This is a genomic window from uncultured Ferrovibrio sp. (assembly GCF_937960835.1).
Taxonomy (GTDB): domain Bacteria; phylum Pseudomonadota; class Alphaproteobacteria; order Ferrovibrionales; family Ferrovibrionaceae; genus Ferrovibrio.
The window spans coordinates 138235-162091 of record NZ_CALGPC010000001.1 but is presented as its reverse complement, the minus strand read 5'-3'; the positions used below and the strand labels follow the sequence as shown (position 1 = coordinate 162091).

The window sequence follows — 23857 nt, the reverse complement described above, 5'->3', positions numbered from 1 at the left end:
TCAGAATTCGATGCCTTTCTGCGCCTTCACGCCGGCCTGGAAGGGATGCTTGATCTCGGTCATCTCGGTCACCAGATCGGCGGCCTCGATCAGCTCCGGCTTGGCATTGCGGCCGGTGACCACGACATGCGTCATCGCGGGGCGCTGGCTGAGCGCGCGCACGACTTCAGCGATATCCAGATAGTCATAGCGCAGCACGATGTTCAGCTCATCGAAGATCAGCAGATCGTAGGCCGGCTGCGGCCCGCGGCAAGCCTCGATCATGCGCTGCGCTTCCGCCCAGGCGGCTTTCGCGGCGGCGATGTCGCGGGCGCGGTCCTGCGTCTCCCAGGTAAAACCTTCCCCCATGGTCCTGATCGTCACCTGATCGGGGAATTTCTCCAGCACCACGCGCTCGCCGGTCGACCATTTGCCTTTGACGAACTGCACGATGCCGACCTTCATGCCGTTGCCGAGCGCGCGGATCGCAAGGCCGAAGGCAGCCGTCGATTTTCCCTTGCCCTTGCCGGTATGGACGATCAGCAGGCCCTTCTCGATGGTCTTGGTCGCCAGCATGCGCTCGCGCACTTCCTTGCGCTTGCGTGCCTTCTCATTGGCGCGGGCGTTGATCTCGTCTTCGCTTAAGCCCGGGTCCTTGATCTTCATGCGGCACTCATTTTGTCGAGCAGTTCGGCCACCGAATTGGCGCGCGGCCGCCACAGATTGCGCTGGATCGCCTCGCGGAAGCGCTCGGCGATTTCGCGCGCGGCAGCGGGATTGTTCTTCTCGATGAAGGCGCGCGTCTCGGCATCGCCGAGATAGGCATCATACAGAAGATCGAAATGATGATCGCCCACCAGCCGCGTGGTGGCGGCGAAGGCAAACAGGTAATCCAAGGTCGCGGCGATCTCAAAAGCGCCCTTATAGCCATGGCGCTTGACGCCATTGATCCATTTCGGATTGGCCGCGCGGCCGCGCACGATGCGGGCGATTTCTTCCTCCAGGCGGCGGATGCGCGGATTCTCTGGCCGCGAATGATCGTTGTGATAAGCCACCGGTGCCTGGCCAGACGCATAGGTCACGGCAGCGACAGCGCCGCCTTCGAACTGATAGTAATCGTCCGAATCCAGCAGATCGTGCTCGCGGTTATCCTGATTCTGCACCACCGTATCGATCTGGCGCAGCCGGTCGGTGAAGGCATCGCGGTCCTCCACGCCCTCTTCCTCAACGCCATAGGCATAGGCGCCCCAGGCGATATAGGCGCGGGCGAAATCGTCGGCCGTCTCCCAGCCCTTCTCGTCGATCAGGGCCTGCAGGCCGGCACCGTAGGCGCCCGGCTTGGCGCCGAAGATGCGATAACCGGCGCGGCGCTTGGCTTCCGCCGGCGCCATGCCCTGCGCGATGAGCCGCGCCGCTTCCGACTTGGCGCGCGCAGCCAGCGGATTGAGGTAATCCGGTTCGTCCAGGGCTTGCACGGCGCGCACCGCGGCATCGAACAGGGCGACCTGCGCGGGGAAGGCATCGCGGAAGAAACCGCTCACCTTCAGCGTCACGTCGATGCGCGGGCGATCTAAAAGATCCAGCGGCACGATCTCAAAGCCGGTGACGCGGCCGGATGCACCTTCCCAGGTCGGGCGCGCGCCGATCAGCGCCAGCGCCTGGGCGATATCGTCGCCGCCGGTGCGCATATTCGCCGTACCCCAGGCATTGAGCAGGATCGCGCGCGGCCATTCGCCATGCTCCTGGCGATGGCGCTGCAGCAGCGCATCCGCCGAACGCCAGCCCAGGGTCCAGGCCGCCGGCGTCGGCAGGCTGCGCGCATCCAGCGAGAAGAAATTGCGTCCTGTCGGCAGCACGTCGGGCCGGCCGCGGGTCGGCGCGCCGCTCGGGCCCGGCGGCACGAAACGGCCATCGAGGCCGCGCAGCAGATTCTGCATCTCCTCGCGGCCGCAGCGCAGCACGGCGGGACGCAGGCGGTAATCCACCTCCCGCAGCACGGCACGCGTCGCCGTCCAGGCATCGTCCGGCAGGCGGCGGTCGCTGATCAGCTGCTTGGCCAGCACCTCCAGCCGCTCGAGCGTGTCGCCAAAATTGCGCCAGGGCGAGGGCAGCAGATCGTCCATCAGGGCCGGCCGCGGCCCCGTCCAGGGTGCGGCGTAATCGATGTCCAGCGGATCGCAGCCCAGTTTCAGATCCTGGCTCAGCGCGCGCAGGATCGACTGATTGCCGTCCTTGCCATCGCCGCGCGGCAGCCGCACCAGCGACACCAGCAGGTCGATCAGCGGCTCGCCATGCGGCTTCTGGCCGAAGACATGCAGGCCATCGCGGATCTGCAGTTCCTTCAGATCGCATAGATGATTGTCGAGCTTCAGCAGGGCCGCCTCAGGCGGCTCGTCGCCGGTAATGCCGCAATCGGCATCCAGCCCGATGCGCCGCGCTTCCGCCAGGATGCGGTCGGTCAGCAGCGGCAGGCGCCGGCGATCCAAGCCGGCAGCTTCGTAATATTCATCGACCAGCTGCTCCAGCGCGGCGAGATCGCCGTAGATCTCCGCCCGCGTCAAAGGCGGCGTCAGATGATCGATGATCACCGCCGCCGTGCGCCGCTTGGCCTGGCTGCCCTCACCGGGATCGTTGACGATGAAGGGATAAAGCTGCGGCAGGGGGCCCAGCACGGCTTCCGGGATGCAGCCGGCCGACAAGGCCAGGGCCTTGCCCGGCAGCCATTCGAGATTGCCATGCTTGCCGCAATGGATCACCGCATCGGCCCTGAAGCCCTCGCGCAGCCAGGCATAGGCGGCGAGATAGCTGTGCGGCGGCACCAGATCGGGATCGTGATAGGTCTTGACCGGATCGATATTGTAGCCGCGCGCGGGCTGGATCATCACCACCACATTGCCAAGCACTAAGGCGGGCAGGGCAAAGCCATTGTCGCGCAGATGCGGATCGTCCTCCGGCTTGCCCCAGCGCGCTTCGATGGCGGCTTGCACATCCGGCGGCAGTGCCGTGAAGAAGCGGCGGTAGTCTTCCAGCGGATAAACCACGCGCGCCTGGCGCTGCGGCAAAGCGGCGAGATCGTTGGTGACGCCCTCGCGCAGGGTTTCGATCAGGCGGTTGCCGCTGACCGGAATGGCGTTCAGCACATAACCGGCGTCCTTGAGGTCGCGCAGGATGCGCACCACGCTTTGCGGCGTGTCCAGGCCGACGCCATTGCCGATGCGGCCGTCACGGTTCGGATAATTCGCCATCACGATGGCAATGCGGCGTTCCGGCGGCGACAGACGCGCCAGCCGCGACCAGCGTGCGGCAAGCTGCGCCACGAAGCGCGCGCGCTCCATATCGGGCTGCAGACGCACGATGCTGCATTCGGTGCGCGGATCGAAGGCGGCTTTTGCCTTGAAGGCAATCGCGCGGGTCAGGATGCGGCCATCGATCTCGGGCAAAGCCACGGCAATCGCCAGGTCGCGCGCATTCAGGCCGCGCATGCCCTCCTGCCACTGCTCCTTCGGATTGCTGGCAAAGACGACCTGCAGTACCGGACAATCGGCAGCCGAGAGCGGATCGTCGCTTTCCCGATCATCGACATCGCGGTTCGGGCTGCCGACGGCAAAGCTGGTGGCGTTGATCACCACATCCGGCGGCGCCTGTTCCAGCAAGGCGGCGACGATATCGGCCGAAAGGCGATCCTTCAGGCTTGTCACATAGATCGGCAGCGGATTGAGCCCGGCTTCTCGCAGCACATCGATCAGCGCATCCACCGGCGCCACATCGCCTGCCTGCAATAGCGCGCGGTAGAAGACGATGGCGGTCACCGGCTGCGGTCTGCCCCAGAGGCGGCGCAGGCCTTGCAGATCGGGATCGCTCTGTCCGGGCCAGTAAAGTCCGGCCGGCGGCAGCGGCCTGGCCGGCGCGTAATCCACCGCATGGCCGATCAGAGCGGCGCAAAAGCGTAAAGCCTGGCCCAGATTGCTCACGCCGCCTTCGCGGAAATAGGCAAAAAGCTGTTCGCGGGCGAGATCGTCGATGGTGGAGAAGCCATCCAGTCCCGGATCGGCCTGGCGGTCGCCCGGCAGCATGGCGAGCGCAATGCCCCTGCTGCGGCACAGATCGCTCAGCCGCTCGACGCCATAGGCCCAGTAGCTTTGTCCGCCCAGCAGGCGGACGATCACCAGCTTGGCCTGGCTCAAGGTCTGCTCGACATAGAGATCGACCGAGAATGGATGCGACAGCTGCAGCAGATTGGCGATCCGCAGGCTCGGCATGTCGTCCGGCAGGGTGGCATAGGCTGCGCTCAAGGCCGCCAGTTCGCTGTCGGCGGCACTCAACACCACGATATCGCCGGGCGATTGCCTCAGGTCGACGGCGCCTTCTGCCGACACCTGGCCGCCTGGTATGGCATTGAGCAGATGCAAGCGCGCCCCCGCTTCGTGTTTAAGCCGCGAGCGCGGCGCGGATCGCCGCTTCGTCCAGGCCGGCGCGGCCGATCAGCACGAGCCTTGTGGCGCGCTTCTCGTCCTGCCGCCAGTCGCGGTCGTAATAATGGCTGATCCGCGCGCCGACGCCCTGCAGCACCAGCCGCATGGTCTTTCCCGCCACCGCGGCAAAACCTTTGACGCGCAGGATGTCATGCTGGGCGATCACCGGCGCAAGCCTGGCCAGCAGCGCATCGGGCGAGGGAAGTTCAGGCAAGGTCACCGCAAAGCTCGCGAAATCCTCGTGGTCGTGTTCCTCTTCCTGATCGTGATGCGATTTGCGCGCGGCGAGATCGTCTTCCGCCGCTGCGCTCAGGCCCAGCAGGATTTCCGGCGCGATCTCGCCGTGGCGCACCGGCAGCATCTTCACGCCGGGCCGCATATGCGGCGCGATGTCCGCCTGCACGCGGGCGGCGGCCGCGGCATCCAGCAGGTCGGCCTTGCTCAGCAGCACCAGATCTGCGCAGGCAAGCTGATCCTCGAACAATTCCTCCAGCGGATTGTCGTGATCGAGATTGGGATCGGCTGCGCGCTGCGCCGCCAGCGTTGCCTCATTGTCGGCAAAGCGGCCTTCGGCGACGGCCGCGCCATCGACGACGGTGATCACGCCATCCACCGTGGTGCGGTTCTTGATGCCGGGCCAGGCGAAGGCCTGCACAAGCGGCTTTGGCAAGGCCAGGCCCGAGGTTTCGATGACGATGTGATCGGGCGGCTGCGGCCGGTCGAGCAGTTTGTGCAAGGTCGGCAGGAAATCGTCAGCGACCGTGCAGCACAGGCAGCCATTGGCAAGCTCGACGATATCGTCTTCCGTGCAGCCGGGCGCGCCGCAGCTTTTCAAAAGGTCGCCATCGACGCCGACCTCACCGAATTCGTTGACGATCAGGGCGATGCGCCGGCCATTGGCATTGCTGATCAGATGACGGATCAGCGTGGTCTTGCCGGCGCCGAGAAAGCCGGTCACCACGGTTGCCGGTATCTTCGTGGCGGAGTTTGTGCGGGAAGAAGTCGTCTGCATGACTTGCGAGCGCCTGTTTGCATGACGCCGTTGCGGAAAGGTCGGCCATTCCCTTAAGCGGCGGGACAGAATGGCACAGACCGGGCGCCGACACACCCCGTTCGGCGTTTCCGCTTCGACTAAAGGTGATGGCAGGTCTCCGGGCTCGCGGGTCATCGCGGATCGCGCGCCTTCCCGGGTCCATGCGAGATGGAATGCCAGTGGCTTGATGCGCGCCGCTCGCCGCCTACCGTAGCGGGGGCTGCCGCGGCCTTGGCGCCTGATGATGCATGCGCCGCACCGCGTTCCCTTTTCATCGCCGCATTCCGCTGAGGGATGGGCGAACCATCGCGCTGGACGGTAAGCCGAGGCCGGAAGCTTGTCAAACCGGGCTGGCTTGGGCACAAAGAGAGAAGGTGGGGACGAAACATGCCGCAAAGAGGTTTATTGTCATGCCGTTGATCCGCACGATGTTGTCGAACCGCGCGTTGCGCATGTCCGCCCGTATTGCGGCTTCGGCCGCGGCGCCGCTTGCGATGCTGGCCGCCGGCGCGGCTTTCGCGCATCCCGGCCATCCGGGCGGCGAACACCAGGCCGGTTTTGCCGCCGGTTTCGCGCATCCCTTCGGCGGCCTCGATCACCTTCTCGCCATGCTCGCCGTCGGCCTCTGGGCCGTGCAGCAGGCCGCCAGGAGCGGCACGCGCCGCGCCCTGTGGCTGCTGCCGGCCGCTTTCGTGGCCGCGATGGCGCTGGGCTTTGCACTTGCCGATGTCGCGCTGGAAGGCGTTGAAACCGGCATCGCCTTATCGGTGCTGATCCTTGGGCTGATCGTTGCTTTCGCCGTGCGGCTGCCGCTGGTCGTTGCGATGGCGCTTACCGCTGGTTTTGCGCTGTTCCACGGCCATGCCCATGGCACCGAAATGGCGGATGCGTCGATGGCGCTCAGCTATGGCCTCGGCATGGTGCTGGCCACGGCGCTGCTGCATGGCCTTGGCCTTGTTGCCGCCGCGGCATCGCAGCGCATCGCGCTGCCCGTGCTGACCCGTGCCGCCGGTGCGGCCACGGCGCTGGCCGGCATCGTTATTCTGGTCGGCTGAGCCAGGCCCAAACCGCTTTTCTGTCCAAGCCGCGCTGAGCGGGCTGTGACGGCCTGCAGCGCGGCTTTTTTGCGGCTTTCTTTACATGGAGTATTCCGGATGGCGGTGCTCGGCGCGCAGCCGTCCGGTCTGGGCCTTGATCACGCTCATGGCCGCGGTCGGGCCGAGCACGCGCTCGACCGTTTCCGCGTTGAGCAGGAAGCGGTTGATGCCGCGGCCCTGGAAGCGGCGGATGCCCAGGCGCAGGCCGCGCTCGACCACATCGCTGTGATCGCAGCGGATCAGCACGATCTTGTTGCTGCCCACGCGCTCCAGCGTCGTGATCATCGTTTCCGCATCTTCGGTGCCAGCGATCGCCGTCATCTGCGCGGCCACGGACGGCCAGAGCAGCTTCAGATAGGCGGCATGCTGCGTGATCGTCTCGGGCAGGGTCTCAAGGTCCTTCCATTCCATCCGGTCGATGGCGAGGCCGATCTCCTGGTCTTCCAGGATTTCAACCGCTGCCGCGAAGGCATCCGGATACTGGCGGCATTCCTCCGCCGATAGCTCCACGATCACCTCGGGCCGCCGTTTCATGCCCGTCAGCTGCTTGGACCGCGCCGTATTCAGGCTGGTGACGAAGCGGCGGAAATCGCCGGTGAAGATCGTCGCCAGATGCAGGTTGATGTTGTAGGGCAGCGGGAAGGGCCGGCTGACATGCTGCATGTAATTCAGCACGCGGTGGTCGGCATACTGGGTCATGCGGTCGAACAGCCACGGATCCCGCCCGATCCGGATATGCAGCAGGGACTCTATGGCGTTCACCGACAGCCAGAATTCGCGGCCGATGGTCACCGGCGAGGCATCCGGCGGGAAGAACCAGATATCCTGGTTGCGCAGCAGCATCGAGATATCGGCCTGGCCGAAGGTGCGGCCGATGCTGATCAGCTGATCCAGCGCCTCGATGCTGGGTGGCGCCTCCTCCTTCAGGCACAGGCTCCGGTCCGGCGGGGGGACGGGCCGCTGCTCCATCAGCTTGCGGCAGGTCTCCCCGAACTGGCGGTGCTCGCGCCGCAGGTCGAAGCAGGTGACCTGGAAAGTGCCATGCCGCCGGTAGCGCAGGAAGCTCGACAGCTTCCTCATCTCGCTGAGGATCTTGCGGGCGTTGTCGGGATCGGTGATCAGCACCACGCAATTTTTGGCAATCGGCGTGGCAGGATGCCGCCGCTCGCTGGTCCGCTCTTCGACGAACCGGGTGATGGCGCGGAAGAACAGACGGTTGGTGATCTCCGGTATCCCTGAGAAATCGAACAGCAGGGCGGTACGGGAATTGTCGCTGCGCGCCATTTCTTCGGCGAGGCGAAGCAATGCCTGGCGGGTGTCGTCTTCAGCAATGACGCGGCGCGCCAGGGCTGTGATGTGAAATCCGGCCATTGAGCTTCCAGTCCTTTGTTGGTGTTCCCGTTCGAAACACTGCGACTTAGGGGGTACTTTCAAGCACTGACCTGGAACCGAATCACCCTTAGGTAGCTTGTGGATTTGTGGATTTGTCAATCAAATAAAATCGTTAATTTGAAAAATTGACCTACTTCAATTTACATTTTTGCTTCACGATTACACCTGCACGGGAAATTTCCGTTCAACCTGTTGATGAAAGCCCCATGGGAAATATCGAGTCCAAATTATGCGGATTGTATTGTTAAATCAGTATATTCAATAACTTATGATGATTATCCGCTGCCGGACGGCCCTGTCGCCGCCAAGTGCATCATGTATAGGCAGCAAAAATAATCGGCATGCGCCCTTTGCATATCCTATCGCAAAGGTTGTGGATATTTTTTGCGAAAAGACCGCTTAAGAGCGGAATCAAAACGGGCTTAGAAGCGGGCGCGGCTGCCTTTATGGCGCGCGGTGGCCTGCCGCAGGGCATCCAGCAGGGCCCTTTCGGTGCGTCCGCCGGAGCCTTGGAGATGTTTGGCCAGGACCACATAAAGCGCATCGATCTGCGCCGCGATGATGTCGAGCTGGACCGGCGTGGGGTAATCGATGCTGTTGGTGAAATCGTTCAGCGATTTGGCGAAGGCGGTGAGCAGCGGATACTTGAACATGCCGCCCATGCCCTTGATGTCGAGCGAAAGCGAGCGGATCGCGCGCATGGCCTGATCGGCGCGGTCGCCTTTGGCGACATCGTTCAAGGCGGCCCGCAGCAGACGCAGCTTCTCGGCGGTTTCCTTGTGCAGTGCATCGGCTGCCCGTTCGATGACGGATTCCAGGCGGCGCAGTTCTGCCGGCTCAAGCTTGAGGGGATAGCCCTTCTTGAGATTGACCGCTTTAAGGCGCAGATCCTGCGCCGGCGGCAAAAACACTGGTTTTTGTCTCTTAGCCATGAACAGCGATAACGCTACGGAAGATCAATTCGGCTCGGCCGGGATGCGCCGCTCGGGGCCGTCATAGGTATCGCTGCTGCGGCGCCGGCGGTCGGGGCCGAAATAGTCTTCCACCCGCACGAAGCGGCGCGGCCGCGCGATGGCTGCCGCCAGCCGGGTATAGAAGCCCTGCACCGTATAGGGCTTGGCGACGAATTCGGACACGCCGGCATCGCGCGCGCGGCAGACATATTCCTCTTCCGAATTCGCGGTCATCATCACAATGGGCATGAAGGGGTTGGGCGAGGCCGGGTCGTTGCGGACCCAGTGGACGATATCCATCCCGTTCTTGCCGGTGACCTCGTGGCTCAGGGCCCATTCGGTGATCATCACATCGATGCGGCCGACTTTGAGCAGCTGGATCGCGCTCTGATAGTCGCGCGCGCGGTCGATGTACTGGGCGTCGAGCATCAGCAGGACATCGCGGACCATCTGGCCCATCAGACGATTTGGCTCGACGACAAGGAAACTGATCTTCGAGAAATCGATGCGCTCGAGGTCTGCCATGGGGGCGTTGCTCATGAAGGGTCCTTCCCCGCCAAGGGTGCAGGAGCAAACTGTACTAGAACGGGACGCAATCAAAAATACGCAAAAGTAGTATTCCTGAGAATAGCCAGCCCAAGGATTCCATTGCTTCCAGAGGATCTCCCAGAGGATGAGGGGATCAGTTGACCGGCGGCTGGAAACTGGCCGGCGCCGGATCGATGACGCGGCTGCCGCGGCGCTGGATTTCCAGCACGGCCAGGCCGCGATCCACCAGGCCGTCGCTGCGGAAGCGGAAAATGCCGTCATATCCGGCAAATCCGTCGGGGTTCGTCAGCATCTCTTCGCTGAACATAGTCCCGTCTTCCTGCTTGGCGAGGATGCCGGCCAAAGCGGTTGCATCATAGGCCAGGCTGGCAAGCCGGGGCGGCCGGCGGCCGAAAGCCTGCTCAAAGCGGCGGGCGAAATCGGCAAAGCCCTCCGGCGACGGGCCGGCATACCAGCCACCCACCAGGGCGGGCTCGGATCCCAGGCCGGCATCATCCCACAGGCCGGTGCCAAGGAATTTCACCGCGCGCGGATCGATATCGAAAAAGGGCAGCAGCGGCGCCAGGGCGCGCAGCCGCGCACCGCCTTCAGGCAGCAGCACGGCATCCACCGGGCGGCTCAGACCCTCAGGGTCGGCAGGAGGTGTGGCACCAGAAGCAGCGCCTGGGGCGGAGCCAGTGCCGGGCAATCCAGGGCCAGGCAATCCAGTACCCGGCAATATTGCGGGATTCGCTGCGCCGGCGGCATGCGGCAGGGCGCGCAGGCCATTGGCAAACCGCCGCACCACCGGCGTCAGATCGGCGGTATCGGAGGCATAGCGGTCCTGACGCAGCAGCGACAGGCCGGTTTCCGCTGCAGTGGCTGCGGCGGCCTGCGCGACGGCATCGCCATAAGGGGAATCCGGCGCCAGCAGGGCAAAGCGCGTCATGCCCTGGTTGCGCGCATAGGTCATCACCCGCCGCACCTGCTGATCCGGCATGAAGCCCAGCAGATAAACGCCATTGCCGGCGACGCTGCGGTCGGTGGAGAAGCTCAGCACCTTGACGCCGCGCATCTGCGCCACCGGGCGGACGGCGGCTGCCTCGCTGGAGAAAAGCGGCCCGATGATCAGTTGCGCGCCTTCTGCGATCACTTCGGCCGCAGCATTGGCGGCTTTTTCCGGCATGCCTTCAGTGTCGCGCGGCAGCAGCACGATGCGGTCGTCGGCCAGATCAAACAGCGCCATCTGCGCCGCCTCGAACAGGGCGCGGCCCAGCCCCGCATGGGGGCCGGACAGCGGCGCAAGGAAGCCGATGCGCACCACGGCGGCGCCATCGGGCGCCATCAGGGTCGGCGCGGCAATGCCCGGCAGCGGCATGGTTTCGATGCTGTCGGATGGCATGGCTGGGCGCGGCGCCTGCAAAAGCGGCGGGATGGCACCGGGTGGCGTATTCACCTGTGCCGCAGCGGTGCCGGCCCCGGGGCCGGGCGCAATGCGCTGCGGCGCGCCGCCGAACAGGCCGGGCAATCCGCCGCGTGTCTGCGGGCCGCTTTGGCAGCCGGTCAATGCCAGCAGCAGGAGCAATAAGACGGGCAGCCACCATCCCGCCGCCATGGACTTTGCGGAACGCCCCGCACTAAGGTAACTGACGCTGCACATTCCGATGCCCATGACAGACCCGATCCAGCCGCCGCCCGATGCAATCCTGACCGGGCCGGATGCGGCGCAATTCACTCCCGGCTTATATCTGGTGGCCACCCCCATCGGCAACGCCGCCGACATCACGCTGCGCGCTCTGGCGCTGCTCAAGCGTGCCGATCTGGTCGCCTGCGAGGATAGCCGCGTGACCGGGCCGTTTCTGAAACGCTACGGCATTCAGGCGACCCTGTTTCCATACCACGAACACAATGCGGCGAAAGTGCGGCCCCAGCTGCTGCACAAGCTGCAGTCCGGCGCCATTGTCGCGCTGGTCTCCGATGCCGGCACGCCGCTGATTTCCGATCCCGGCTACAAGCTGGTGCGCGACTGCGTTGCCGCCGGCATTCATGTCACGGCCCTGCCCGGCGCCTCTGCCGTGCTGACGGGCCTGAGCCTGTCCGGCCTGCCCAGCGACCGTTTTCTGTTTGCGGGCTTTCCACCGCCCAAGGCCGCCGCGCGCGAAAAATGGCTGGCCGAGCTGAAACCGCTGCGCGCCACGCTGGTGCTGCTGGAAAGCGCGCAGCGCCTGCCCGAAAGCCTGGCCAGCATGGCCAGGGTGCTGGGAGAGGCGCGCGAAGCCGCGGTGACGCGCGAATTGACGAAGAAATTCGAAGAGGTGCGGCGCGGCAGCCTGGCCGACCTGGCAGCTTATTATGACGAGCATGGCCCGCCGAAGGGCGAGGTCACGCTGGTGATCGGCCCGCCGGCAGAGGATGCTGCTGCGACGGCGGCGGATCTGGACGATGCCTTACGCGCCGCCATGCAGGATGCGCCGTTGCGTCAGGCGGTCGATGAGGTCGCCGGTGCGCTTGGCCTGCCGCGCAAGCAGGTCTATGCCCGCGCCCTGCAATTGCGCGACGCCGGCGATCAGGATTCCGGCCCTGGTGCAGGAGGGGACTAGGGTCGAACGGCTGCGGCGGCCGGCGCGGCGAAGCGCTTGCCGCGTTGTGGCTGTGGTTGTGGCTGAAAAGGCTATCGCATCCTGACCCGCAACTGGGCGCCATCCGGCTGGCAAAATCGATCTGCTGGCGCGCCGCGGCCGCGTGCTGGCGGCGGTCAGGGTGAAATGCCGCGCGGGTTTAGCTGCCGCAGCCGAGGCGGCTCAGCCGCTGCAACGCCGTCGCATTGCCGGCGCGTCTGCGGTATTCTTGAGCCGTCAGCCCGATGCAGGCAGCCTGGCGCTCCGGTTTGATGCGGCTTTGTTGGTTCCTGGCCGTTTTCCGCGCCATATTCCGGATGCGTGGCGGCTCGATCTGGCTTGAAGGTCCATCACAGGGAGTTCTTGCGTGCGTCCTATCCGTTCCGCCCACCGGTCCTGCTCTCGGCCGGCGACCCAGATTTTTGCACTTGTGCTTCTTCTCGCCGCTGCGCCGGTCCTAAGCGGCTGCTGGGGTGTTGCTATCGGTGCCGGCGCCGCCGCCGGCATTGCCGCCGCCGAGGAGCGCGGCGCGAAGAACGCGGCGAATGACAAGGGCATCCAGTTGCTGATCAACGATAAGCTGCTCAAGGAGAACCAATATCTTTGGCGCAAGCTGTCGGTCACCGTCTATGAGGGCCGCGTGCTGCTGACCGGCGTGGTCGGCACCGAATTCTCGCGCGATGAGGCGACACGGCTTGCCTGGGCGGCATCCGACCGCATCCAGGAAGTGATCAACGAAGTGCAGGTTACAGCCTCGGGCGATGTGCTCGATTACGCCAATGATACTTGGATTTCCAGCCAGTTGCGCTTCAAGATCGCCGGCGACCGCGACATCGTCGACATCAATTACTCGATCGAGACGGTGAATGGCGTGGTCTATCTGATCGGCTTGGCGCAGGACGAAGAGGAACTGACCCGGGTGACCGATTATGCGCGCACCATCAGTGGCGTCCGCCGCGTCGTCAGTCATGTCTGGCTGAAGACCGATCCGCGCCGCCGCCCCGTGTAATCCCGCAGGCGCGCATGACGGATCAGGCGGCGATCGAAACGGCTCTCAAGGCTTTCGGCGCCGCCCCCGACGATGGCATCGATGTCGGCGAGGCGGCCTTGCTGCTCGCTGCCCTCGATCGGCCGAATCTCGATCTGGCACCCTATCGCCGCCATCTGAACGAAATCGCCGCGGCGCTCAGCCGCATCGATGCCGGCCCCGAAGTGGTGCCGCGCGCCATGGCGATGGCGGCGGTGCTCGGCGTCGAATTCGGCTATCGCGGCGACAGCGAAACCTATGACGATCCGCAGAATGCCGATCTGGTCAGCGTCATCGACCGCCGCCTCGGCCTGCCGGTCAGCTTAGGCATCCTCTACATCTATGCCGCCAAGGCGCAATCCTGGCCGGTCGCCGGCCTCGATTTTCCCGGCCATTTCCTGATCCGCATCGAAGGCGAGGATGGCGCGCTGGTGCTCGATCCCTTCCATGGCGGCCGCATCGCGGCGCCACCGGAGATGAACGAACTGCTGCGCCAGCTCGGCCAGGGCGATCAGGTGCTGCCCGAGCATCTGCGGCCGATTTCCGGCCGCGAGGTGCTGCTGCGCCTGCAGAACAACATCAAGGCGCGCGCCTGGCGCGCCGGACAGATCGAGCGCGCGGCTGAGATCCTGCGCCGCATGCTGCTGGTGGCGCCCAATTTTGCTGCTGCGTGGCGTGAATTGGGCGTCGTCGAAGGGCGGCTCGGCCGCATCCGCCAGTCCATCGCCGCCACCGAGCGTTTTCTCATGCTGGCGGGCAATGAGGCGGCAAGCCTTGAGGCCGAGGCGTTCCTGCGGCACATTCGGCGCCAATTGAATTAGGCCTCACCATAGCACGAGAAGGACTGCGCCATGGTTCTCAAGGTGGCGATCCAGATGGACCCCATCGAGCATATCGATTTCGACGGCGACAGTTCCTTCATGCTCGGCCTTGAGGCGCAGCGCCGCGGCAACGTGCTGTGGCATTACCTGCCCAAGGATCTCAGCTTTCGCGATGGCCGCGTGCTGGCGCGCGCGCGCGCCATGCAGCTGCGGCTCGAGCGCGGCAATCACTACACGCTGGGCGAGGCCGAGCTGATCGATCTGGCGGAGATGGACGTGGTGCTGATGCGCCAGGATCCGCCCTTCGACATGGCCTACATCACTGCCACGCATATCCTGCAGCATATCCATCCCAAGACTTTGGTGGTGAACAACCCGGTTGCCGTGCGCAACGCGCCGGAGAAGCTGTATGTGACGCATTTCGACGGCGTGATGCCGCCGACGCTGATCTCGTCTGACATGGAAGCGATCAAGGCCTTCCGCGCCGAGCATCAGGACATCATTCTCAAGCCGCTGTTCGGCAATGGCGGCGCCGGCGTGTTCCATCTCAAGCCCGATGACGAGAATCTCGGCTCGCTGCTGGAGATGTTCACCAAGCTGTCGCGCGAGCCGGTGATCGTGCAGAAATACCTGCCCGAGGTGCGCGAGGGCGACAAGCGCATCATCCTGATCGACGGCCGCCCGGCCGGCGCGGTCAACCGCGTGCCGGCCAAGGGCGAGGCGCGCTCCAACATGCATGTCGGCGGCCGCCCGGAGAAGGCCACGCTGACCGCCCGCGAGCAGGAGATCTGCGAGATCATCGGCCCGCATCTGAAGCGCGAGGGCCTGATCTTCGTCGGCATCGACGTGATCGGCGGCTATCTTACCGAGATCAACGTCACCTCGCCGACCGGTATCCAGCAGATCAACCGCTTTGACGGCGTGCAGCTCGAAGCCGAAATCTGGGACGCCATCGAAGACGCGCTGTCGCGCCGGGTGATGGCGTAAGCAGCGATGGCGCAAGGCGGCTCCTCCCGCCTTCAAGCTTGCAGGAATTGATCAGAATCTGCGCAGCCGCCGCAGGGTAAACGCTGCCGCTGCGGCATGCGACTGCTGTTGGTTGCCGCTTGTATAGGCAGGTGATGCATACCGCTGTGCGCATCGCATGGTTAATTCCGCCGCGCCGCATCGATGGTTGCGGCGGCGCGCAACTCTTTACGTGACATTTCGAATTGCGGTGCTATTGTCCGCCGCCAGCGCGAAGGGGGACGGAGCTTCGTGTCCGGGGCATTTCTCAGCATTCAGGATGTCGAGCGGCTGCTGGCGGATCCATCGCCCGCGGCCCGTGCCGACACGGCCGCGAAAGTCGCCCATGCCTTCACCGGCCAGAAGCTGACCGCCACCGAACGTCAGCTCGCCCATGCCATCATCGCCGCCCTGGCGCGCGATGCCGAGCAGATGGTGCGCCAGCAGCTCGCCGAGCACCTGAAGGACTCCCCCGATTTGCCGCGCGACATCGCCCTGCGGCTGGCGCGCGATGTGGCAACGGTCGCCATGCCGGTGCTGCAGTATTCGCCGGTCTTTTCCGATGCCGATCTGATCCAGATGCTGCAGGCTGTCTCGCCGCAGCATCAGACCGCCATCGCCAGCCGCGCGCGGGTTTCCGCGCCGCTGGCCGATGCGCTGGTCACCCATGGGGCTGAGCCCGCCGTGGCCCGCCTGCTCGGCAATCCCGGCGCCGCCGTGAATGCCATGATGATGGAGCGCGCGCTGGACCGCTTCAGCGACAGCCGCGCCGTCGGCGAGGCGCTGGCGCGGCATCCGCGCATGCCGCCCAAGATCGCCGCCCGCCTGATCGCGCAGGTCTCCGATGCAATGCGTGAGGCGCTGATCGCGCGTTATCAGATTCCGCCTTCCATGGCCGCCGACATGATGATGCAGCTGCGCGAGCGCGCGCTGCTCGGCATGCTGGGCGAGGGCGCGGCGCCGCCAGCATTGGCCGATCTCGTCGCCGATCTGCACCGGCGCAACCAGCTCACCGTCTCGCTCGTGCTGCGCGCCATCGCCGGTGGCGATCTTGCCTTCTTCGAACAGGCACTGGCGCAGATCTGCTCCATCCCGCTGCGCAATGCGCAATTGCTGATTCACGATCCGGGCGGCCGCGGCCTGCGCGCAATCTATCAGCGCGCCGCCCTGCCGCCGGACTATTTCGCCATGGTGGCCGCCGTGGTGGAGATGTCGCGCGGCTATCAGCTTGGTGTTTCGGCGGCGGACCGCGCCTTCTATGTCGAAGCGGTGGTCGACCGTATTCTCTCCGAATTCCCTGAGCTGTGGGACAAGCAGGAACAGCGCTGGCTGGAACGCCGCCGCTCACGCGCCCAGGCGGCGCAACGAATGGCGGCCTGAGCGCTGGATAAGGCGCGGCATGACGGCTCCGTCGATAGCATTGCCGGCGGATGTGTTGCTGGGGGAGACGCTGCTGATCCCCAGCCATGTGCAGTGCGAAGCCCTCGGCCGCCCGTTCAATCTGACCGCATCCTTCTACCGGCCGTTCGGCATCGAACGCCCGCCGCTCATCATCTTCAATCACGGCTCCACCGGCCCCGGCGCGATTCCGCCGCGACTGGTGCAGACATTCGATATCCAGGCGCGCTTCTTTCTGGCACGCGGCTTCGCCTTCCTGGCGCCGATGCGGCGCGGACGCGGCGCATCGGAAGGCGATTATGTCGAAGGCTACGACCGCGATCCGCTGAAGCTGGCCGGCGGCCTGCGCCATGCGCTCGATGATCTCGATGCGGTGGTTTCCTACATGCGCCGGCGCGAAGACGTCGATGGCGGCCGCATCCTGGTGGCGGGCCAGTCGCGCGGCGGCATCCTCAGCATCGCCTATGCGGGCCAGCAGCCGCATGGCGTGGTCGGTGGCATCAATTTCTCCGGCGGCTGGATCGCCGAATGCGGCATGATCGAGGACTTCAATCGCGAGGTCTTCGCCCGCGCAGGCGGCAGCGCGGTTGCGCCAACACTCTGGCTCTATGCCGAGAATGACAGCATCTTAGATCCGGCTGCGATCCGCCGCTGGCATGACAGCTTTACAGGCGCGGGCGGCGAGGCGCAGCTCTATCTCTTCGCGCCGCTGGACAACGGCGATGGCCATCACCTGTTCGACCATCCGGCGGTGTGGCAATCGGCGGTCGACGCCTTTTTGCATCAGCTTGGCTTTAGCTGGTAGGCGCTTAAGCTAAAGCGTGCGCCCGGCCGGGAAGGTGGCGATGAAGCAGGTGCCGCGGCCAAGCGCGCTTTCGACGGCCACGCGGCCCTGATGGGCGGAGACGAAGGCGCGCACCAGCGACAGGCCAAGCCCGATGCCGCCATATTTGCGGCTGAGCTGCATGTCGGCCTGCTCGAACGGCTCGAAGATGCGGGCCTGATCGGCCGGCGCAATGCCGATGCCATGATCGCGTACCCACAATTCGATCTCGTTCTTTTCGTTGCGCCTGGCGCCAGCCTCGATCGGCATGCCGGCCGGCGAGAATTTCACCGCATTGGCCATCAGGTTCAGCAGGATCTGGCGGATCAGCCGCGCATCCGCCTTGAGCTGCGGCAGGTCGGAGGCCAGGTCGATCAGGATGGTGCCCGGCCCGCGGCCGAATTGCTGCGAGACCAGCCGCATGCAGGTGGCGATCTCCTCGTCCAGATCCACCGGCGTCTCGTTGAGCACGATCTGGTTTGCTTCGATGCGGGCCAGATCGAGAATGTCGTTGATGATCGACAGCAGATGCTGCGCGCTTTCGTTGATGTCGCGCACGTATTCGTCATATTTCGGCGAGTTCGGCCCGAACATCTTCTGCTGCACGATGTCGGAAAAGCCGATGATGGCGTTCAGCGGCGTGCGCAGTTCATGGCTCATATTGGCGAGGAAGGTGGTCTTCGCCTGATTGGCGCGCAAAGCCGTGTCGCGCGCATGCGACACTTCGCGGAACAGCTCTTCCAGCCGCGCATTCTGCGCCTGCAGGCGCATGCTGGCGATATGCTGGTCCGTGATGTCCAGCAGCACCACGCGATAGCCGCCCTGCGGGGTCCGGGTCAGGCGGCTGCGCAGCCACCGCTCGCTGGGCAGCGCAATGGGACCATCGCTGTCTGGCGGCGGCTGCAGGATCGTCTCCGGCAGGCCGGCCTTGGCCAGTATCTCTGCCAAAGGCAGGCCGCGCTGCAGCTTGTCCTCCGGCAATCCCAGCAGATCAGGGAAGCGGCGGTTCCACATCTGCAGCCGGCCGTCGGCATCGCAGAAGGCAAAGGCCTCGCTGCTTTCGGCGATGTCCAGCAATTCGCGCTGGGCTGCGCGGATGCGCTCGTAGAGTTCGGTATTCTCCTGCCGCAGGCTTCTGCTGCGCCGGATCACGGCATGGACGATGCGGTTGGTCATCAGCATCGCGCCGATGAAGATGATGCCCAGCAGCGCAGTGATGACATTATGCGTGCCGCCTTCCAGCAGCATGAAGCCGATATAGGGCAGGCCGGTGCCCAGGATGTAGAAGACGGCAGCATACGGTATCGTCGCCAGCGTCGCCGAAGACCCGGCCACCATGCCGGCGGCGATCATCAGCAGCAGCACCTGATGCTGCTGGCTCAGATGCGGCAGGAACAGCGCGCCCGCCCCCCAGATCAGGCCGGAGAGGGTCGAGATGACGAAGTCGACGCCGGGCCATCGCCAGTTTCGCCGCCAGCGCAGCACCATCAGGATGGTGACGGCCATATGGGCGCCCCACCACAGCGCAATCCATGGCCCCGGCAAGGCCGGCAGCAGCAGCAGGGTTGCGAGGCTGGAAACTCCTACCGTGACGGCCATGTTGATGGGCAACACATGGCGGAAGCTGCCCAGCGCAGATTTGTGGCCGTCTGGCGAGGCTGTAAGCGCCGCGGCGCCGCCCGGCTGTAGTGAAAGGTCGTCCTGCATAACCCCGTTATCCCCCACCGACTAATCAACCTGAAACGGCGGCGGGTATGCAGGTAAATTTCCGATTACCAGCCGTTAATGCGGTCCCATTCCGCTACGACAGCCACACGGCCATCCTGCCCGTATTCGGTGACGTAATAGCGGTCATACATTGCTGCCGTCATGCAGGAATGGTTCGGCAGGATGCGCAGGCGCCCACCCGGCGGGAAAGCATTGAAATCAAGCACCGCGCTGTCCGGGCCGCCGATCAGGCCATGCTCCTGATGCACGTCGTAAACTGACAGCGCGGGCAGCGGCAGCGGCTCCTCCGCCCGGCAGACCAGACCATAACCGGTACCCGGCCGGTGCTCATTGGCGCCGACATCCTTCGACAGCGCCAGGCCGCCCGCATCGATCAGCAGATGATTGCGGCCGCGATGATGCCCGACCACGCTGGCCAGCACGGAGACGGCGACATCCTCCATGCGGCAGGAGCCGACGCCGACCTGAAACACATCGAAGAAAACGAAATTCCCCGGCCGCATCTCGGTGACGCCATCCAGATGCTCGGCATGCAAGGCTGTTGGCGTTGAGCCGACGCTGACGATGGGACAGGCATAACCTGCTTCGCGCAGCCGCGTGGCGGCTTTGACCACGCCTGCGCGTTCAAGCTCGGCGATGGCGCGGATCTCTGGGATGCTTTTGGCATGATAGGAATGGCCGGCATGGGTCAGCACGCCGGCAAGCTCCGCGCCCGGCTGCGACAGTGCGTCCGCAAGCGGCAGCAATTCCGGCGCGTCCGGCGCGATGCCGGCGCGGCCAAGCCCGGTATCGATCTTGATCAGCACGCGAAATGTCACGCCCACAGCCGTGCCCTTGGCGGCGATCGCGCGCGCCACATCGACATGGTCGGTGATCAGCTTCAGATCGGCGCCGTCGCGGATCAGTGCTGCGGCCTGCTCCAGCTTGCTGGGCGAAACCGGCACCGCATAGGTGATGTCGCGAAAGCCATGGCGCAGGAAATAGGCGGCTTCGGCCAGGGTAGAGACGGTGACCGGTCCGCCGGCGCCGACGGCAAGCTCGGCCACCTTGGCCGATTTCGCCGTCTTCATATGCGGACGCAAGGTCACGCCCAGTTCTTTTGCCCGCCCCTGCATGCGGGCGATGTTGCCCAGCAGCCGCTGGCGGTCCAGCAGCAGGACGGGGGTCGGCAGATCGGCAAGAGTCGTGGCGGGCGTCGTCATGGCAGCCTTCATACACTCACCGCGCAGGCAGCACCATCTGCGTCTGCGTGACGATGGCGCAGAGCTTGCCGTCGCCGCGGCTGATCTTGGTCTGCCAGACCATGGTGGTGCGGCCGCGATGCAGTGGGGTGCATTCCGCCTTCGCCACATCGCCCTGCGGGATCGCGGCGAAGAAGTTGGTCTTGCTTTCGATCGTGGTCGTGCTGGCGCCGTCCCTGAGATTGGCCACCGTGCCGATGGCGCCCAAAGTGTCGGCGAAGGCCATCATCGCGCCGCCATGCAGAACGGCGGGGCGGGTGCAAAGCTCGGCCCGCACCGGCAGTTCGGCCACCACCCGCTCGGGCGTGACCTCCACCAGCTTCAGGCCCATCAGCTCGGAAAACGGCAGGGCATATTGCTGCATCGGTTATCGCAGCGTTGCAAAATATTGAGATGAAGCAAGTGAACGGATCACAAGCCTGTTGGGTCCATTGCACATCAAATTTGAGCTAGGCGGGGCTTAGTCGCTAACTCTTCTTTTCACCGGTATAGCCGCCCTTCACTACGGTTTGAGTTTCAGGAGCTGTTGGCTTGGTCGGTGTTATAGGCGTTGTGGAGGTGGCAGGCTGCGCTGGTTGCGGCTTCTCGCTTTTTTCCGCGAGGGAGTATTCTCCCTTGTCATCACGGCGCAGAATCTTCTCGTTCCAGCCCCACGCCCCTTTCTCGACGAGCCGCATTGCCGGCGGCATCGGCTTTCGGGATTGTAGCATTTGGCGCCTCCGGCGGGTCTATAGGTACCTCAGCCCCTTCACCAAGGGGCGAATGCTCGAATATTCCAGTCTTGTTAATCAAAATAGCGCCAATGAGAATAAATGCGAGCGCAATTCCGACGATAAGGGCTGAGGCAGCGCGTCCCCTGTCGAGGGACCGCTCGGAATTGATTATGCGATTATTCTCCGTCGACGTGGCGTATTGCTTGATGAGATTTTCTCGAAGATCCCCGATGACGGCGTCATCGATCGTCTGTCCGGAAGGAGGGCAATTCGTATAGTACTCTTCCAGCCGAATAGAATATTCGACGAGTTCAGATTCTTGGAGAGATACTTAAAAGATCTTGGGCGAACGGCTTGGTACAGATGAAACAGAACAAATCCTATGGCGACGAATATCAGCGCTATGAGGATCCAAAAGACTAAGGATTCCCTTGTGATATCCAGAGGAGGCGCTTCAGTTCGAATGGCGCCGAGCGTGGCGGCCAGCAGTGCCAGAGATGCTGCAAAGAAGGGCAGGCTGCGCGCGACATTCTCCTCTCCGTCATTCTCTTTTTTGTAGGAGTCGGCCAGCAGCTTCTCGAGGTATTCTTTCCGGGTTACCATCTTGCCACCATATATATTTACTATACAGGACAATATATATTTTTGCGAGCAATTCTTGGTTGCGGTCCTGCTGTCTTTAGGGCAGGGGTGCATTTTAATTATGGAATTTGTCGCAGATTCAGGGGCACCCCCTCCTTGACACTGCCCCCTCCCGTGCTTAGGTGTCTGGCGCTCTCCTCCCGGGAGTGCTAACAACTCGCCGCGATCAGGGGGTAAGTCTTTGATTTTGGCGGGTTTCCCCGAATTTCCTATCTACTCTATGCGACAGAACTTATGGAGGATCGCATGAAGTTTCGTCCGCTGCATGACCGCGTGGTGGTGAAGCGCGTGGCTGAAGAAGAGCGCACCGCTGGCGGCATCATCATCCCGGATACCGCCAAGGAGAAGCCGATGCAGGGTGAAGTCATCGCCGTCGGCCCGGGCGCCCGGGATGAGACCGGCAAGGTTCAGCCGCTGGATGTGAAGGTCGGCGACCGCGTCCTGTTCGGCAAGTGGTCCGGCACCGAAGTGAAGCTCGATGGCGAAGAGCTCCTGATCATGAAGGAGTCCGATATCATGGGCGTCATCGAGGGCGCCGCCAAGAAGTCGAAGGCTGCCTGATAGAGCCAGCCTCTTAACAGTTTCCGTTTAGCCAAGGAGAAGAAGAAATGGCTGCGAAAGACGTCAAGTTCGGCGCCGATGCCCGCACCCGCATGCTGCGCGGCGTCGACATCCTCGCCGATGCCGTCAAGGTCACGCTTGGCCCGAAGGGCCGCAACGTCGTGATCGACAAGTCCTTCGGCGCCCCCCGCATCACCAAGGACGGTGTGACGGTCGCCAAGGAAATCGAGCTTGGCGACAAGTTCGAGAACATGGGCGCCCAGATGGTGCGCGAGGTTGCCTCGAAGGCCAATGACCAGGCCGGCGACGGCACCACCACCGCCACCGTGCTGGCCCAGGCCATCGTCCGCGAGGGCGCCAAGGCCGTTGCCGCGGGCATGAACCCGATGGATCTGAAGCGCGGCATCGATCTGGCCGTCGAGAAGGTCGTCGAGGACATCAAGGCCCGCGCCAAGAAGATCGCCGGCTCGAAGGAAGTGGCCCAGGTCGGCACCATCTCCGCCAACGGCGACACCGAGATCGGTGAGATGATCGCCAAGGCGATGGAGAAGGTCGGCAACGAAGGCGTCATCACGGTGGAAGAGGCGAAGAGCCTGGAGACCGAGCTGGACGTCGTCGAAGGCATGCAGTTCGACCGCGGCTACCTGTCGCCGTACTTCATCACCAACGCAGAGAAGATGATCTGCGAGATGGAGAACCCCTACATCCTGCTGCATGAGAAGAAGCTGTCGGGCCTGCAGTCGATGCTGCCGGTGCTCGAAGCCGTCGTGCAGACGGGCCGTCCGCTGCTGATCATCGCGGAAGACGTCGAAGGCGAAGCGCTGGCCACGCTCGTGGTCAACAAGCTGCGCGGCGGCCTGAAGGTCGCTGCCGTCAAGGCGCCTGGCTTTGGCGACCGCCGCAAGGCCATGCTGGAAGACATCGCCATCCTCACTGGCGGCCAGCTGATCTCGGAAGACCTCGGCATCAAGCTGGAGAGCGTCACGCTCCAGATGCTGGGCTCGGCCAAGAAGGTCACCATCGACAAGGAAAACACCACCATCGTCGGCGGCGTTGGCAAGAAGAAGGACATCGACGCCCGCTGCGCCCAGATCAAGGCGCAGATCGAGGAGACCACCTCGGACTACGACCGTGAGAAGCTGCAGGAGCGTCTGGCCAAGCTGGCTGGCGGCGTTGCCGTCATCCGCGTCGGCGGCGCCACCGAGGTTGAGGTGAAGGAGCGCAAGGATCGCGTTGACGACGCGCTGCATGCGACCCGCGCCGCGGTCGAGGAAGGCATCGTTCCGGGCGGCGGAACCGCTCTGCTCTATGCCACCCGCGCCATCGACAAGGTGCGTTGCGAGAACAGCGACCAGAAGCATGGCGTGGAAATCATCCGCCGCGCCCTGCAGGCTCCGGTCCGTCAGATCGCCGAGAATGCCGGCGTCGACGGCGCCGTGGTGGCCGGCAAGCTGCTCGAGTCGAAGGACACCAACTGGGGCTTCAACGCCCAGACCGAAGAGTACACCGACCTGGTCAAGGCCGGCGTGATCGATCCGGCCAAGGTTGTCCGCGTGGCTCTGCAGGGTGCCGCTTCGGTGGCCGGCCTGCTGATCACCACCGAGGCCATGGTTGCCGACAAGCCCGAGCCGAAGACCCCCGCTGCCGGTGCGCCGGGCGGCATGGGCGGCATGGGCGGCATGGACTTCTAAGTCCGTCCTCCATTCCTGGAGACAGGAGAGGCCCGGGAGCGATCCCGGGCCTTTTTCTTTTTGGCCGTTTTTCAGGCCGCGCCGCGTAGTCCCTGCTGGCTGGGGCTGGCGCATCGCTTTCAGAGGCTGCTCCGG

At 64.3% G+C, this 23857-nt stretch carries 21 protein-coding genes, 1 pseudogene and 1 riboswitch; of the genes and pseudogenes, 10 read left to right on the top strand and 12 right to left on the bottom strand.

Annotation, left to right across the window (positions count from 1 at the left end; all coding sequences use genetic code 11):
* Genes cobO through cobW form a run of 3 tightly spaced genes read right to left on the bottom strand, consistent with a single transcriptional unit; the run spans position 1 to position 5463 of the window.
* Positions 1-645, bottom strand: coding sequence for a cob(I)yrinic acid a,c-diamide adenosyltransferase (gene cobO, locus Q0603_RS00805; RefSeq protein WP_298720576.1), 645 nt, complete (start codon positions 643-645; stop codon positions 1-3).
* On the bottom strand, positions 642-4388 hold the full coding sequence (cobN, locus tag Q0603_RS00800) for a cobaltochelatase subunit CobN (protein WP_298720573.1): 3747 nt from the start codon (positions 4386-4388) through the stop codon (positions 642-644). Before cobN ends, cobO begins: the two co-directional genes overlap by 4 nt.
* A gap of 19 nt (positions 4389-4407) precedes the next feature.
* Positions 4408-5463: a cobalamin biosynthesis protein CobW gene (gene cobW, locus Q0603_RS00795; protein WP_298720571.1), complete on the bottom strand. Its 1056-nt coding sequence runs from the start codon at positions 5461-5463 to the stop codon at positions 4408-4410.
* A gap of 112 nt (positions 5464-5575) precedes the next feature.
* Positions 5576-5807, bottom strand: a riboswitch (cobalamin riboswitch).
* A gap of 87 nt (positions 5808-5894) precedes the next feature.
* On the opposite strand from cobW, the gene Q0603_RS00790 reads away from it, so the two are divergent.
* Positions 5895-6539, top strand: coding sequence for a HupE/UreJ family protein (locus Q0603_RS00790; protein WP_298720569.1), 645 nt, complete (start codon positions 5895-5897; stop codon positions 6537-6539).
* 81 nt (positions 6540-6620) lie between these two features.
* Here Q0603_RS00790 and Q0603_RS00785 read toward each other — a convergent pair whose 3' ends face one another.
* The 4 genes from Q0603_RS00785 to Q0603_RS00770 form a co-directional block, all read right to left on the bottom strand.
* Positions 6621-7952, bottom strand: a complete 1332-nt coding sequence (locus tag Q0603_RS00785) for a hypothetical protein (protein WP_298720567.1) — start codon at positions 7950-7952, stop codon at positions 6621-6623.
* Between the two features lie 443 nt (positions 7953-8395).
* The gene (locus tag Q0603_RS00780; RefSeq protein WP_298720566.1) at positions 8396-8884 is read right to left on the bottom strand and encodes a hypothetical protein; all 489 of its coding nucleotides are present in this window, start codon (positions 8882-8884) and stop codon (positions 8396-8398) included.
* Between the two features lie 45 nt (positions 8885-8929).
* On the bottom strand, positions 8930-9466 hold the full coding sequence (locus Q0603_RS00775) for a response regulator (protein ID WP_298720564.1): 537 nt from the start codon (positions 9464-9466) through the stop codon (positions 8930-8932).
* Positions 9467-9608: 142 nt separating this feature from the next.
* Positions 9609-11069 (bottom strand): penicillin-binding protein activator, encoded by a 1461-nt coding sequence (locus Q0603_RS00770; protein ID WP_298720561.1) that lies wholly within the window; start codon positions 11067-11069, stop codon positions 9609-9611.
* Positions 11070-11118: 49 nt separating this feature from the next.
* On the opposite strand from Q0603_RS00770, the gene rsmI reads away from it, so the two are divergent.
* The 7 genes and pseudogenes from rsmI to Q0603_RS00735 all read left to right on the top strand — a co-directional run bounded on the left by rsmI (position 11119) and on the right by Q0603_RS00735 (position 17128).
* The gene (rsmI, locus tag Q0603_RS00765; protein ID WP_298720559.1) at positions 11119-12054 is read left to right on the top strand and encodes a 16S rRNA (cytidine(1402)-2'-O)-methyltransferase; all 936 of its coding nucleotides are present in this window, start codon (positions 11119-11121) and stop codon (positions 12052-12054) included.
* A gap of 20 nt (positions 12055-12074) precedes the next feature.
* Positions 12075-12415: pseudogene (locus Q0603_RS00760) on the top strand (YraN family protein); the annotation flags it as partial.
* Between the two features lie 87 nt (positions 12416-12502).
* Positions 12503-13081, top strand: coding sequence for a BON domain-containing protein (locus Q0603_RS00755; protein ID WP_298720557.1), 579 nt, complete (start codon positions 12503-12505; stop codon positions 13079-13081).
* 14 nt (positions 13082-13095) lie between these two features.
* Entirely contained in the window at positions 13096-13920 is an 825-nt protein-coding gene (locus tag Q0603_RS00750) for a transglutaminase-like domain-containing protein (protein WP_298720554.1), read from the top strand.
* A gap of 30 nt (positions 13921-13950) precedes the next feature.
* Positions 13951-14907, top strand: a complete 957-nt coding sequence (gene gshB / locus Q0603_RS00745) for a glutathione synthase (protein WP_298720552.1) — start codon at positions 13951-13953, stop codon at positions 14905-14907.
* A 270-nt stretch (positions 14908-15177) separates the two neighbouring features.
* The gene (locus Q0603_RS00740) at positions 15178-16305 is read left to right on the top strand and encodes a DUF2336 domain-containing protein (RefSeq protein WP_298720549.1); all 1128 of its coding nucleotides are present in this window, start codon (positions 15178-15180) and stop codon (positions 16303-16305) included.
* Between the two features lie 19 nt (positions 16306-16324).
* On the top strand, positions 16325-17128 hold the full coding sequence (locus Q0603_RS00735; RefSeq protein WP_298720546.1) for a CocE/NonD family hydrolase: 804 nt from the start codon (positions 16325-16327) through the stop codon (positions 17126-17128).
* Positions 17129-17137: 9 nt separating this feature from the next.
* Here Q0603_RS00735 and Q0603_RS00730 read toward each other — a convergent pair whose 3' ends face one another.
* The 5 genes from Q0603_RS00730 to Q0603_RS00710 form a co-directional block, all read right to left on the bottom strand.
* Positions 17138-18853, bottom strand: a complete 1716-nt coding sequence (locus Q0603_RS00730; protein ID WP_298720543.1) for a PAS domain-containing sensor histidine kinase — start codon at positions 18851-18853, stop codon at positions 17138-17140.
* 65 nt (positions 18854-18918) lie between these two features.
* Positions 18919-20076 (bottom strand): alanine racemase, encoded by a 1158-nt coding sequence (locus Q0603_RS00725; protein ID WP_298720540.1) that lies wholly within the window; start codon positions 20074-20076, stop codon positions 18919-18921.
* A 16-nt stretch (positions 20077-20092) separates the two neighbouring features.
* Positions 20093-20479: a PaaI family thioesterase gene (locus Q0603_RS00720; RefSeq protein WP_298720537.1), complete on the bottom strand. Its 387-nt coding sequence runs from the start codon at positions 20477-20479 to the stop codon at positions 20093-20095.
* A 103-nt stretch (positions 20480-20582) separates the two neighbouring features.
* Positions 20583-20825, bottom strand: a complete 243-nt coding sequence (locus Q0603_RS00715; RefSeq protein ID WP_298720535.1) for a hypothetical protein — start codon at positions 20823-20825, stop codon at positions 20583-20585.
* Between the two features lie 171 nt (positions 20826-20996).
* Complete coding sequence (locus Q0603_RS00710; protein ID WP_298720532.1) at positions 20997-21431, bottom strand: hypothetical protein; 435 nt, start codon at positions 21429-21431, stop codon at positions 20997-20999.
* Positions 21432-21716: 285 nt separating this feature from the next.
* Here Q0603_RS00710 and groES point away from each other — a divergent pair, with 285 nt between their 5' ends.
* Both groES and groL read left to right on the top strand, forming a co-directional pair.
* Positions 21717-22031: a co-chaperone GroES gene (gene groES, locus Q0603_RS00705; protein ID WP_298720529.1), complete on the top strand. Its 315-nt coding sequence runs from the start codon at positions 21717-21719 to the stop codon at positions 22029-22031.
* A 47-nt stretch (positions 22032-22078) separates the two neighbouring features.
* Positions 22079-23722, top strand: coding sequence for a chaperonin GroEL (groL, locus tag Q0603_RS00700; RefSeq protein WP_298720526.1), 1644 nt, complete (start codon positions 22079-22081; stop codon positions 23720-23722).
* Positions 23723-23857 lie beyond the last annotated feature (135 nt).

Coding starts and splice junctions, on each gene's coding strand:
- cobO (WP_298720576.1), bottom strand. CDS start 645: ATGAAGATCAAGGACCCGGGCTTAAGCGAAGACGAGATCAACGCCCGC.
- cobW (WP_298720571.1), bottom strand. CDS start 5,463: ATGCAGACGACTTCTTCCCGCACAAACTCCGCCACGAAGATACCGGCA.
- Q0603_RS00790 (WP_298720569.1), top strand. CDS start 5,895: ATGCCGTTGATCCGCACGATGTTGTCGAACCGCGCGTTGCGCATGTCC.
- Q0603_RS00785 (WP_298720567.1), bottom strand. CDS start 7,952: ATGGCCGGATTTCACATCACAGCCCTGGCGCGCCGCGTCATTGCTGAA.
- Q0603_RS00775 (WP_298720564.1), bottom strand. CDS start 9,466: ATGAGCAACGCCCCCATGGCAGACCTCGAGCGCATCGATTTCTCGAAG.
- Q0603_RS00770 (WP_298720561.1), bottom strand. CDS start 11,069: ATGGCGGCGGGATGGTGGCTGCCCGTCTTATTGCTCCTGCTGCTGGCA.
- rsmI (WP_298720559.1), top strand. CDS start 11,119: ATGCCCATGACAGACCCGATCCAGCCGCCGCCCGATGCAATCCTGACC.
- Q0603_RS00750 (WP_298720554.1), top strand. CDS start 13,096: ATGACGGATCAGGCGGCGATCGAAACGGCTCTCAAGGCTTTCGGCGCC.
- gshB (WP_298720552.1), top strand. CDS start 13,951: ATGGTTCTCAAGGTGGCGATCCAGATGGACCCCATCGAGCATATCGAT.
- Q0603_RS00735 (WP_298720546.1), top strand. CDS start 16,325: ATGACGGCTCCGTCGATAGCATTGCCGGCGGATGTGTTGCTGGGGGAG.
- Q0603_RS00730 (WP_298720543.1), bottom strand. CDS start 18,853: ATGCAGGACGACCTTTCACTACAGCCGGGCGGCGCCGCGGCGCTTACA.
- Q0603_RS00725 (WP_298720540.1), bottom strand. CDS start 20,076: ATGACGACGCCCGCCACGACTCTTGCCGATCTGCCGACCCCCGTCCTG.
- Q0603_RS00720 (WP_298720537.1), bottom strand. CDS start 20,479: ATGCAGCAATATGCCCTGCCGTTTTCCGAGCTGATGGGCCTGAAGCTG.
- Q0603_RS00715 (WP_298720535.1), bottom strand. CDS start 20,825: ATGCTACAATCCCGAAAGCCGATGCCGCCGGCAATGCGGCTCGTCGAG.
- Q0603_RS00710 (WP_298720532.1), bottom strand. CDS start 21,431: ATGGTAACCCGGAAAGAATACCTCGAGAAGCTGCTGGCCGACTCCTAC.
- groES (WP_298720529.1), top strand. CDS start 21,717: ATGAAGTTTCGTCCGCTGCATGACCGCGTGGTGGTGAAGCGCGTGGCT.
- groL (WP_298720526.1), top strand. CDS start 22,079: ATGGCTGCGAAAGACGTCAAGTTCGGCGCCGATGCCCGCACCCGCATG.